The following is a 10,914-nucleotide window of genomic DNA, read 5'->3' as shown; positions in this document are numbered from 1 at the left end:
GTATGATTTTGCAACCTCTTTCGAGCAGGAGTCGCCCATGCATCCACGTGTTCAGTTTCTCTTCATCGTGGCGTTGACCAGTCTGCTGAATGCTTGCGCACAAACCGGCCCGGTCGAGTTTTCCGCGTCAGGCGCCGACGCGCCCATGCTCAACCAGGCGAGCGATATGGACTTCGGTCCAATGGACAGGTCGATCGCGCAATGCAAAGCGGTCTCGAAGAACGCTGGCCCGGATCAATGCACGAAAATTCGCGCCTACGAGTCATGCATGAAGAGCCGCGGCTACATTACCGTGCTTGGCCCGGAAAACCCGCAAGGCTGCGGCGATCCGGAGTGGGAAAGGGACGTGCGCAAGTGGCTGCGTTGAGCACGGATTCGCGGCATTGAGGGGCGAACGCGTCGCGAACCCTGAAACCGCCTGGACACATTCGGCCAGCGCCCGCTCAAAGACATCATCCGCAATTGATAGACGGAGAATGCCAGCAGTAGTCAAGCGCTTTCCGTCTTCGTGCTTTTCCCTCCGGCGCTTTGAAAGCGCAAAAACAACACTTTCCCCACGACAACGTTTGCGCCAATGCGAGCCGACCCTAACGGTGTGTTTGCCTATTTACAAAACCGGAAGCCACCCAAATACTCCAGCATCGACTTGAAAGTCGAGTGTCAACGAGAAGTCATGCCAAGCCGTTAAATGGACATCGACCGATAGCAGGTTGAGTTCACTTCCACATCGCTGCGCCCCCATGAACAAAGCGTTTGCCTGACGACCGCACTGGTCCGAGGTAAATATTACGAACGATTACGAGCCGCACGTCGTAGACAGGATAGGTTGCCGTAAGGCAAGTCAGCGCAATGAAAGCATTAAGCGTTCTCCACAGCGAGTCGTCGCGTGGATGGGGAGGTCAGGAGGTTCGCACGCTCAAGGAAATGATCGCGCTGCGCTCGCTCGGCCATAACGTCGAGCTCGTGTGTCCGGAAGACGCGCGCATCGGCATCCGTTCGCGCGCCGAAGGCTTCGAAGTGCATCATGCGCGCATGCGCAGCGGCGGCGACCTGCGCTCCATGCTGACCATCAGGACGCTGCTCGAGCGTCGGCGCTTCAACGTGCTGAACACCCATAGCGGACATGACAGCCTCGTCGCAGGCATGGCGGGGCGGCTTGCGCGCACGCCGTTTATCGTGCGCACGCGGCATCTGGCGTTGCCTATCACGTCGTTGGCCACGTATAACTGGCTGCCGCATCGCGTCGTCGCGGTCAGCCATCATGTGCGGAAGTATCTGATTTCGGCGGGCGTGCATGAAAGCCGCGTGGAGACGATTTACGACGGCATCCTGAAGCCGGAAGCGCTGACACGCTCCACTCTGCGCGACGAACTCGGACTGGACGCCACGAGCGTGGTTGCCGGAATGGTGGCGATCATCCGCGAGAAGAAAGGCCATGAGGATCTCATCGCAGCCGTTCAGCCGATGCTGGCCGAGCGGCCCAACCTGCATGTGGTGATGGCCGGTGACGGCGTGTGGTTCGACAAGATCAAGGCCATTGTCGATGGCATGGGGTTGGCCCATCGCATCCATCTGCTCGGGTTCCGCACGGACATTGCCAACGTATTGCGCGGATGTGATCTATTCGTTTTACCGACGCATCAGGAAGCGCTCGGCCAATCCTTTATCGAAGCGATGGCGGCAGGTCTGCCGGTGATCGGCACGCGGGTCGACGGCGTGCCCGAGTTGATCGACGACGGCGTGAACGGCCTGCTCGTGCCGCCGCACGATATCGATGCGTTGAGAAGCGCGCTTGCGCGTCTGATCGACGATGCGCCGCTGCGCGAGCGCCTGGGGTTTGCGGCGCGTCTGAAGACCGACAGCCGTTTCACGGTCGACGCCATGGCGAACGAGACCATCGACTGCTATATGCGCGGCATCTATGCCCGGCGCCCTTACTATGGCGAATGGCGGGCGACAGCATGACGAAGTTCGCGCGCGCGGTGCCGGTGCTGATGTATCACCATATCAGTACGTCGCCAGGCATGATCACGGTGTCGCCCGAGCATTTTGCCGAGCAGATGGCGTATCTGGCCGCTGCGGGCTACACGACCATCGGCAGCGCGCAACTATCGGCCTATCTGGCGGGCGAGCCCTTGCCGAAGAAATCTGTCGTGCTCACTTTCGACGACGGCTACCTCGACAACTGGGTGCATGCGCATCCGGTTCTGCAGGCGCACGGCTTGACCGCGCTGTGCTTTCTGGTGACGAGCTGGATCGGCGAAGGGCCGGTGCGCGCGCATGCGCGCTCGGGCGGCGACGTACCTGCCTTGCTCAATCACCACGATGGCGAACGGGCGATTGAAAACGGCGAACCCGATCGCGCCATTCTGCGGTGGTCCGAGATTCATGCGATGCGTGAAGCCGGCACGTTCGAATTTCACAGTCACACGCATAGCCACGTGAGATGGGATCAGGTGTCCTCTCACGCAGAGGAGAAATGCGCGGGACTGTCAGCCGATCTCGCGAGCGCACGCGCCGCGCTGGAGGAGAAGCTGGGCGGCGTGTCGGATCACCTGTGCTGGCCGCAGGGCTATCACGACGCGGACTATCGGCGCATCGCGGCTCAGGCGGGCTTCCGCCATTTCTACACGTGCGAGCCGGGTTCGAACTATTCGGGCCGCAATGACGGGACGGCGCGCTCGATCACTCGCCTCGAAGTACGGAACAAGCCGGCTTCATGGCTGGCTTCGCGGTTGTGGGTCCATACACGGCCCACGATCAGCCGTGCGTATCTGAAGATCAAACGTTGATCTGCTGAAGTTGTTTCGCTGAAGTTGAGCCCCTGAATCAGCGCGGTCCCGCGTTACAGCTGCGATTCGATCGGCAGCAAGCCAAGGAACCAGATACCGACACGCTTCATGCCGGACACGCCGGGTTCGCCGCTCTCGGTCACCTTGCCATCCGGCGCGGTGTCGATCCACACGATCCTGCTCGTACCGTTGGGATCGGTGCGGGTTTCGAGCCGCCACGCGATCTGGTCCAGCTTCGGTTCGAGCCCATCGGCGACCTGTGCGGCGAGCGGGGGGCTTTCGCAATACACGCCGATCTCCGTATTGAGGGTGATGGAACGAGGATCGAGATTCATCGAGCCGATAAAGACGCTGCTCCGGTCGAATACGTAGGTCTTCGCATGCAGCGAAGCCTTCGAGGAACCGAGAATCGATTTCTTCTTCCCGCCGCTGTCTTCGCCGGCAGCCGGTTTCAATTCATAAAGGTGTACGCCCGCGTCGAGCAGATCCTTGCGGTAACGCTGATACCCCGCGTGAACGGCGGCAACGTCCGTTGCGGCGAGCGAGTTCGTCAGCACGGTGACACGCACGCCGCGCTGTGTCTGGGCGCGCATCCACGCCACGCCTTTTTTGCCGGGCACGAAGTACGGCGAGATGACCAGCACTTCCTTGGCGGGCTCGATACGCAACGCATTGAACTGCGACAGCAGATGTCCCTGCGGATCGTCCGGCGAGCGGGTGATCTTGGCGGGGTCGTCGTAGAGAAGCGTCGCTTTGCCCCACGAGAAGTCGGTGTCGCGCGCAGCCAGCGTTTCGCCGAGCCTGGCTCTCGCCTGCGTGACGTAGGGCGAATCATGCTCGGATGCGATGAACGCCGTGAGCTTCGCGCGATAGGCCGGCAGCGCGTCCGGCTCGGCGGCATGTCCGGTCAGGCTGACGATCGGATAGGCGGCATCCGAGTTCCAGAATTCGTCGAAGGCGTTGGAGACGCGATGGACCACGGGTCCGAAAGTCAGCACGTCGAGGTCGCCGAAATCGACCTCGCTGGATGCGCCGAAGTACTCATCGCCGATGTTGCGGCCACCCAGAATGGCGGCCTGATTGTCCGCGATCAGCGACTTGTTGTGCATGCGACGGTTGATCCGGCTGAACTCCAGCGCCGTGCCCAGTTTCTTGAAGCTGCGGTTGGCGACCGGATTGAAGAGGCGTATTTCGATGTTGGGATGCGAGCTGATGGCGAGCAGAACCTTGTCGTCGGCGCCCGTGCCCAGATCGTCCAGCAGAACGCGAACCCTGACGCCGCGATCGGCCGCTTTGAGCACCGCGTTCGCCAGGTGGCGGCCGGTCAGGTCGTCGTGCCAGATGTAGTACTGCAGGTCCAGCGTACGATCGGCCGCTTCCGCGAGCACGATACGGGCGAGCAGGGCATCGACGCCGTTGGACAACAGGTGAAAGGCGCTGCTGTCGGGGTGCTTGCGCTCCTGCGGTACGAAGGCGGCGGCAAGCCGGGTGTTGTCCGTGTCCGTCAGTGCGTGCGTCTCGGTGCGGCCGGCCTGCGGCGGCAAGCTCGCGCAGGCGCTCAGCAGCGTGAACAGTAAGACTGCCGCAATGCCACGAAACGTCGCCATGTTGTGCCCTTCGATCGTCCCAGTCCGTAAGATAGCCGAGAGACATGGGGCGAGTCGAGTGAGCACTGAGGGTTTGGCGGATTTGCGCGCGCCGTGCCTAAGTCATGGCGATGTCATGCCGATGTCCCGCCGATCGCAAGCGCGCGGGGGCGTCCTCAGTTCAAGGCGACGGCCGCGGCGGCGCTGACCGGCGAACCTTCGATCGCCACCGACCGCGCGCCGTCCGGGCCGACGGGCACGTCGCCGACCAGCGTCGTGCGATACAGCTGCCGGTCGAAGTCGAGATCGAAGATATCCGTGGGCGCGAGATGAGCCGTTGCCCGGTTGTCCCAGAACGCGACGCTGCCGGCCTCCCATTTGAAGCGCACGGTGAACTCCGGCCGCGTCACGTGTTCCCACAGCAGTTCGAGCAGCACCTGGCTTTCGCGCGGGCTCACGCCCACTATCGACTTCAGGAAGCTCGGGCTGACATACAGCGCCCGCTCGCCCGTTTCCGGATGAACCCTGACAAGCGGATGTTCGGTGACGAGCGCGCGTTGCTCGACGGCCTGGATGAACGCTTGCGTTCCGCTCGCGCCGGCCGGCGGCGTGAACCGGTGAACGCCACGCAGTCCGTCGACGAAAGAACGCAGCGGCGCAGATAGCTTCTGATAGGCGGCGACCAGGTTGGTCCACTGCGTGTCGCCGCCGTAAGGGGGAATCGTCACGCCGCGCAGGATCGACGCCCACGGCGGATTGACCGCGGCCGTGACATCCGTATGCCAGCCCGTCCAGGGGCGTTGCAGGGTCTGCCCTTCGAAACGCGTGGCCTTGCGGTACTTCGAAATCGAATAGACCTCCGGATGCCCCTCCACGTGGCCGAACACCGGATGTCCCAAGGTCAGTTCGCCGAATTGCGCGGAGAACGCAACATGCTGCTCGTGCGTCAGGAACTGCTCGCGAAAGAACACGACGCGCCACTTCAGAAGCGCCGCGCGAATCTCCGCGATCTGGCGCGCATCCAGCTTCTGCGTGAGATCGACAGCGTGAATCTCCGCGCCGATATGCGCGGACAGCGGCGTGACCTGAATCGACTGTACTTCCTGCACTGCGGCTGCACTCATGAAAAACTCCTTGCGAAAGAGAACGGGCGCGACGGTGTGAGCGCCGGCGTTTTATCGGCCGGCTGCGGCCGCGACCTGCTGCGTGGCACTGGCGTATCGGTTCGCGGGGCGCGGCAGCCCGAGATTGCCGCGCAGCGTGCCTGCCTCGTATTCCGTGCGAAACAGCCCACGCCGTTGCAACTCGGGCACCACCAGTTCGGCGAATTCCGTCAGTCCGCCTGGCAACCAGGGGGACATGATGTTGAAACCGTCCGCGCCTTCTTCCTCGAACCACTGCTGCAACTGGTCCGCGATGCTTTGCGGCGTGCCGACCACCTGCTGATGGCCGCGCGCACCGGCAATGCGCAGATACAGATCGCGGATCGTCAGGTTTTCGCGCCGCGCGAGATCGAATAGCAGGCGTTGACGGCTCTTGCCGCCGTTGGTTTCCGGCAATTCGGGCAGCGGTCCGTCCACGGGGTATCGGGAGAGGTCGACGCCGCCGGACATGTTCGACAGCAGCGACAGGCCCACGGTCGGATGAATCAGGTCCTGGAGCGCGGCGAACTTCGCCTCGGCTTCCTCCTGGGTGCGGCCGACCACCGGGAAAATGCCGGGCATGATCTTCAGATGGTCCGGCGCGCGCCCGTATTTCGCCAGACGCCCTTTGACGTCGCGATAGAACGACTGCGCTTCGTCGAGTGTTTGATGCGCGACGAAGATCACCTCGGCGGTTTGCGCCGCGAGTTCACGCCCGGCCTCGGACGCGCCCGCCTGCACGACGACCGGCCAACCCTGCGGCGAACGCGCCACGTTCAGCGGCCCGCGCACCTTGAAGTGCTTGCCCGCGTGGCCGAGCACGTGCAGCTTGTCCGGATCGAAATAGACGCCGCTGTTCTTGTCGCGGATAAACGCGTCGTCTTCCCAGCTATCCCATAGGCCCGCCACCACGTCGTAGAACTCTCTCGCGCGCTCGTAGCGGACCGCGTGCTCCGGATGCCGATCGAAACTGAAATTGAGCGCCTCCGATTCCGTGCTCGACGTCACCAGGTTCCAGCCCGAGCGGCCGCCGCTCAGATGATCGAGCGACGCGAATTTGCGCGCGAGGTTATACGGCTCGTTGAACGTGGTGGACACCGTCGCGATCAGGCCGATATGTTTCGTCACGATCGAAAGCGCCGACAGCAAGGTAAGCGGTTCGAAGTGATCGGCGCGCGCGGTGCGCGATAGCGAGGGCAGATTGGTATCGCGCACGCTCACGCTGTCGGCGAAAAAAATCGCGTCGAATTTGGCGCGCTCGGCGATCTGCGCGAGCTCCGCGTAGTGCGCGAAGTCCAGTCCGCCACCCGCATGCGCATCGGGATGCCGCCATGCGGCGATGTGGTGGCCCGTCTCCATCAGGAAGGCGCCCAGTCTGATCTGCCGCTTCGGCTGTTTGTCGCCGCTCATCGTCTGCTCCGTGAAGGGTGGTTGTGCGAATGGGACAGCGGGCGTGTCACCACGCGAGCCGCCATTCGGTGATCGGGGGACTTGCTACCGGAATGCGCGCGCCGTCTTGCGGCGTATCGTCCGTATGGGGCTCGCGTGGCGCGGAGTCAGGCCCGGCAAAGTCGGCCAGCACTTCGTCGCGCAAGCGGATGAAGCGCGGGTCATGGCGCTCGCGCGGACGCGGCAAGGCCACGTCCACGATTCGCTTGATGCGGCCGGGGCGCGGTGCCATCGTGACGACGCGATCGCCGAGGTAAAGCGCTTCGTCGACATCGTGCGTGACGAGGATCATCGTGATGCGTTCGTGTTCCCAGATACGCTGCAACTCGTTTTGCAAACGGCCGCGCGTCAGCGCGTCGAGTGCGCCGAATGGCTCGTCGAGCAGCAGCACGCGCGGGCGATTGACGAGACCGCGCGCAATCGCCACGCGCTGCGCCATGCCACCCGACAGTTGATGCGGGTAGGCATGTTCAAAACCCTTGAGCCCGACTAGCGCGATATGTTCCGCCACGGCTTCGCGTTTTTCGGCGGCGGAAAGCGGCGCATTGCGCAGCGCGGCGAGAATGTTTTGCGAAGCCGTGAGCCACGGAAACAAGCGGTGATCCTGGAACACGATGCCTCGTTCGAGCGATGTGTCGCGCACCTTGTCGCCCGCGACCACGATGTCGCCGCTATAGTCGGTGTCCAGTCCGGCGATCAGCCGCAGCAGCGTGGATTTACCGCAGCCGCTCGAACCGAGCACGCTGACGAACTCGCCGGCGCGCACCCGCAGGCTGATGTCGTCGAGCACGGCGAGCGGTGCGCCGCCTTGCTGCGCGTAGCGTTTGCTGACGTGGAGAATGTCGATGCTGTCGGAGAGCGTGGAAGATGTCATGAGCGGTCCGGGCGGTGAGAGTTCAGTTGCGGGTTCATCGAACGGCGGACTGGAGCCGGCGCGCGAAGATCGCGCGTTCCACGGCCCGCGCCAGCGCGTTCAATGCCCAGCCGGTTACGCCGACCACGATCACGCCGAACAGCACCAGATCCATGCGGAACTGCTCGCTGCCGTCGATCAGCGTATTGCCGATGCCGCTGCCGGCCACCAGCAGATATTCGGCGCCGAGCGTGGCGAGCCATGAATAGATCAGCGCGAGATAGATGCCGGTGAAGATCGACGGCAGCGCGGCCGGCAGGATCACGGCGCGAATGAGTTGCCAGCGCGAGTAACGGAAGGCGCGCGCGACTTCGATATAAGCGCGCGGTACGGCGTGGATGCCGTCGCAGGTGTGCGCGGTGACGGGCAGAAGCGCGGCGAGCGAGAGGAACACGACTTTCGCCGCGTCGCCCAGACCGAACCACACGGAGATCAGCGGAATCCACGCGAACAGCGAAATCTGCTTGAAGGTGTCGAAGCTCGGCCCGATCATGCGTGTGGCAAGCCGCGAGAAGCCGAGCACGCTGCCGAGCAGCAGGCCGCCTAGCGTGCCGATCACAAAGCCGCTCGCTTCGCGTGCGAGCGAGGCCGAGAGCGCCTTCAGCAGCGCGCCGCTGATTATCTGCTGCCATGCGGTGGCAAGCACCTGCGCGGGGCTGACCAGCAGGCCGCTTTTCACCACGTGTGCCTCCGAAACGGCCCACCAGATCGCAATCGCGACGACGGGCAAGACGCTCCCGCGCCAATCGAAGCGCGCCAGCCACGGACGGCGCGGCCGGGCGGCGCGCTGGAAAGCGGGGGGCGCGGTGCAGTCGCAGGCAGCGTCGGCTGACTTGAGCGACGGGGTGGAACGTTTGAAGAGGGCGAGAGTCATTGGGGTGTCCTCACGGGCGGCGCTTCGCGGGCGTGGCTGACGGTGGTGTGTGTCGGTGCGTATCGCAGCGCCTGGGGTGTCCGGGTGTGTCCTGCGGTGTGCTGGTCCGTATCGATGCCTGTTCGCGCGCCTGCATGCCATCACTCGCGGAACGCCGACGGCTGTCCGCGCCGCAAACGCGCTTCGAGTGCGTCCAGCGCCCGATTCACCGCATAACCAATCGCGCCCACCACGACCACCGACGCCATCACCAGGTCGAGTTGAAAAAGCTGCCGCCCGTAGACGATCAGATAGCCGAGTCCTTCGGAAGACGCCACCAGTTCGACGACCACCAGCGCGAGCCATGCCTTGGTGAACGCGAGCCGCACTCCGGTGGCGAGCGTCGGCACGGCCGCGGGCAGAACCAGATAGACAATCCGTTGCCAGCCGTTGTATTCGAACACCCGCGCGACTTCATCGAGCGCGGCGGGCGTTTGCCGGAAGCCTTGCAGCGTGCTCAGCGTGACCGGCACGAGCGCCGCATGCGCGATCAGAATGTATTTGAGCGGTTCGCCCACACCCACCAGCAACAGCAGGAACGGCAGCCAGCCGAGCACGGGAATCTGCACCAAAGCATTGAAGCTCGGCAGCACATAAGCCTCGAGCCTGCGCGACAGACCCAGCGCCGCGCCGAGCGCGAAACCGAGCAGCGTGCCCGCGCCAAAGCCCAGCAGCACGCGTTGCAGGCTGATCAGCGTATTGCGCGCGAGGTCGCCGCTGCGGGCAAGTTCGACGAGCGTGTCGAACACACGCTCGGGCGGCGGCAGGATTTGCGGTGCGATCCAGCCGCGCTCGCAGCCCACGGTCCAGAGCGCGAGCAGCAGGGCGGGCAACACCCAGGGCGCGAGCCGCCACGCTATTGCGCGCAGCCGCGCATCGCGCAATAGCGACGCGTGCGGCACGTTGGCTGACGCAAGCCGTTCACGTTCGACGTGGATTACGGTTTCGCTCATCGTGATCGCTCCGGTGAGGTGGCTGAGCGTTAGCCGAGCGGTTTGCCCGCGGCGTCGTAACGCGTCCAGTAGTGGTCGAGTTTTTGCGTGCGCAGCGCGTTGTCGAGATACTTCGTTTCGAACCAGCCGTCCACTTCGACCGGCTGACGAATCAGCTTGAGTTTCAACGCGTCGTCGGCCACGGCTTTGTAGCGCGCCACGATGAACGGATCGATCAGCGGCGAATTGCGATCCTTCAGGCTTTGATTCGCGAACTCGGCCTGCCATGACGAATAAGGCACGCCGCTCTTGGCCCAGAGTTTGAAGAGCGCATCGCGGTTGGCTTCGTCGGAGGACCATTGCGCGCCTTTCACGAACACATTGACGACGCGCTGCACGACATCCGGATGCGCGTGATCGAAGTCGTCGAGCACCAGCAGATGAGACTGACGCGTGAACTGCGGACCGTCGTTCTGCGATTCGTAGACGACCTTCGCGAGTCCCTGGTCACGCAGCTTGTACACGTGGTAATCGTTGACGGACGCGTCGATACCCTTGGACGCCAGCGCCGCGAGCGAACTCGCGGTATCGAGATTGATCACGCGCAGATCGCGTTCGCTCAACTGATTGGCGGCGAGCGCGTTGTCGGCGACGAGTTGCAGATTGGTGCCGCGAAAGATCGACACGCGCCGGCCTTTGAGGTCCTTGAGCGAGTGCACATCCGAATCCGCGGGCACGGCGACCTTGATGCCCGTGCGTACGCCCGAGGCGAGCAGCAGGTGCGTTTTCAGGCCATTGGCGCGGGCAAGCACGGCGGGCAGATCGCCCTGAAAGGCAAAGTCGAGCGACTTGTCGGCGATCGCTTCGTTGACCGCCGGGCCCGCGCCCTTGAAGAACAGCCATTCGACCTTGATGCCGTCGGCGGCGAATTCCTTTTCGAGCGACTGCTGCAATTGCACGGTCGCCGCCGGCGAGCCGCCAAAAGAGGGCGGGTCGCCGGTGCCTTGTTGCGCGACACCGATGCGGATCACAGCCGGTTTGTCGGCGTAGGCGTGAGCCGCGGCAAGCGAGAGTGTCGCCACCGCGACGAAAGTCTTCAGCAAACGGAAATAGCGCATGCGCAAATACCAATCGAGAGAAGGAAGCGGGTGCGAACGGGTGCGAACGGGTGTGAAAGCTCAGGTCGG

Annotated in this window: 10 protein-coding genes; 3 read left to right on the top strand and 7 right to left on the bottom strand. The window is 63.7% G+C overall.

What is annotated here, in order from left to right:
- Positions 1-37 precede the first annotated feature (37 nt).
- From P0D70_RS18680 to P0D70_RS18670, 3 genes are all read left to right on the top strand, one after another.
- Positions 38-367: a hypothetical protein gene (locus P0D70_RS18680; RefSeq protein ID WP_408185590.1), complete on the top strand. Its 330-nt coding sequence runs from the start codon at positions 38-40 to the stop codon at positions 365-367.
- 482 nt (positions 368-849) lie between these two features.
- On the top strand, positions 850-1,965 hold the full coding sequence (locus tag P0D70_RS18675; RefSeq protein ID WP_408185589.1) for a glycosyltransferase family 4 protein: 1,116 nt from the start codon (positions 850-852) through the stop codon (positions 1,963-1,965).
- Complete coding sequence (locus P0D70_RS18670; protein ID WP_408185588.1) at positions 1,962-2,792, top strand: polysaccharide deacetylase family protein; 831 nt, start codon at positions 1,962-1,964, stop codon at positions 2,790-2,792. Before P0D70_RS18675 ends, P0D70_RS18670 begins: the two co-directional genes overlap by 4 nt.
- 53 nt (positions 2,793-2,845) lie before the next feature.
- Here the strand turns inward: P0D70_RS18670 and P0D70_RS18665 are convergent, their stop codons facing one another.
- From P0D70_RS18665 to P0D70_RS18635, 7 genes are all read right to left on the bottom strand, one after another.
- Complete coding sequence (locus tag P0D70_RS18665) at positions 2,846-4,399, bottom strand: phospholipase D family protein (protein ID WP_408185587.1); 1,554 nt, start codon at positions 4,397-4,399, stop codon at positions 2,846-2,848.
- Between the two features lie 155 nt (positions 4,400-4,554).
- Positions 4,555-5,502 (bottom strand): TauD/TfdA dioxygenase family protein, encoded by a 948-nt coding sequence (locus P0D70_RS18660; protein WP_408185586.1) that lies wholly within the window; start codon positions 5,500-5,502, stop codon positions 4,555-4,557.
- A 51-nt stretch (positions 5,503-5,553) separates the two neighbouring features.
- Positions 5,554-6,930 carry an LLM class flavin-dependent oxidoreductase gene (locus P0D70_RS18655; protein WP_408185585.1) on the bottom strand — a complete coding sequence of 459 codons (1,377 nt, stop codon included), beginning with the start codon at positions 6,928-6,930 and terminating at the stop codon, positions 5,554-5,556.
- Between the two features lie 46 nt (positions 6,931-6,976).
- Positions 6,977-7,843, bottom strand: a complete 867-nt coding sequence (locus tag P0D70_RS18650; RefSeq protein WP_408185584.1) for an ABC transporter ATP-binding protein — start codon at positions 7,841-7,843, stop codon at positions 6,977-6,979.
- A gap of 34 nt (positions 7,844-7,877) precedes the next feature.
- Entirely contained in the window at positions 7,878-8,756 is an 879-nt protein-coding gene (locus P0D70_RS18645; protein WP_408185583.1) for an ABC transporter permease, read from the bottom strand.
- 140 nt (positions 8,757-8,896) lie between these two features.
- Complete coding sequence (locus tag P0D70_RS18640; protein WP_408185582.1) at positions 8,897-9,748, bottom strand: ABC transporter permease; 852 nt, start codon at positions 9,746-9,748, stop codon at positions 8,897-8,899.
- Positions 9,749-9,777: 29 nt separating this feature from the next.
- Positions 9,778-10,845: an ABC transporter substrate-binding protein gene (locus tag P0D70_RS18635; RefSeq protein WP_408185581.1), complete on the bottom strand. Its 1,068-nt coding sequence runs from the start codon at positions 10,843-10,845 to the stop codon at positions 9,778-9,780.
- Between the last annotated feature and the right edge of the window lie 69 nt (positions 10,846-10,914).

The sequence above is a fragment of the Paraburkholderia sp. RL17-381-BIF-C genome (genome assembly GCF_046026435.1).
GTDB lineage: Bacteria > Pseudomonadota > Gammaproteobacteria > Burkholderiales > Burkholderiaceae > Paraburkholderia.
This window is presented reverse-complemented; position numbering and strand designations above follow the sequence as displayed.

Bases quoted from the DNA above. Each gene is read 5' to 3' on its own strand.
- P0D70_RS18680 (WP_408185590.1), top strand. From the start codon at position 38: ATGCATCCACGTGTTCAGTTTCTCTTCATCGTGGCGTTGACCAGTCTG.
- P0D70_RS18675 (WP_408185589.1), top strand. From the start codon at position 850: ATGAAAGCATTAAGCGTTCTCCACAGCGAGTCGTCGCGTGGATGGGGA.
- P0D70_RS18670 (WP_408185588.1), top strand. From the start codon at position 1,962: ATGACGAAGTTCGCGCGCGCGGTGCCGGTGCTGATGTATCACCATATC.
- P0D70_RS18665 (WP_408185587.1), bottom strand. From the start codon at position 4,399: ATGGCGACGTTTCGTGGCATTGCGGCAGTCTTACTGTTCACGCTGCTG.
- P0D70_RS18660 (WP_408185586.1), bottom strand. From the start codon at position 5,502: ATGAGTGCAGCCGCAGTGCAGGAAGTACAGTCGATTCAGGTCACGCCG.
- P0D70_RS18655 (WP_408185585.1), bottom strand. From the start codon at position 6,930: ATGAGCGGCGACAAACAGCCGAAGCGGCAGATCAGACTGGGCGCCTTC.
- P0D70_RS18650 (WP_408185584.1), bottom strand. From the start codon at position 7,843: ATGACATCTTCCACGCTCTCCGACAGCATCGACATTCTCCACGTCAGC.
- P0D70_RS18645 (WP_408185583.1), bottom strand. From the start codon at position 8,756: ATGACTCTCGCCCTCTTCAAACGTTCCACCCCGTCGCTCAAGTCAGCC.
- P0D70_RS18640 (WP_408185582.1), bottom strand. From the start codon at position 9,748: ATGAGCGAAACCGTAATCCACGTCGAACGTGAACGGCTTGCGTCAGCC.
- P0D70_RS18635 (WP_408185581.1), bottom strand. From the start codon at position 10,845: ATGCGCTATTTCCGTTTGCTGAAGACTTTCGTCGCGGTGGCGACACTC.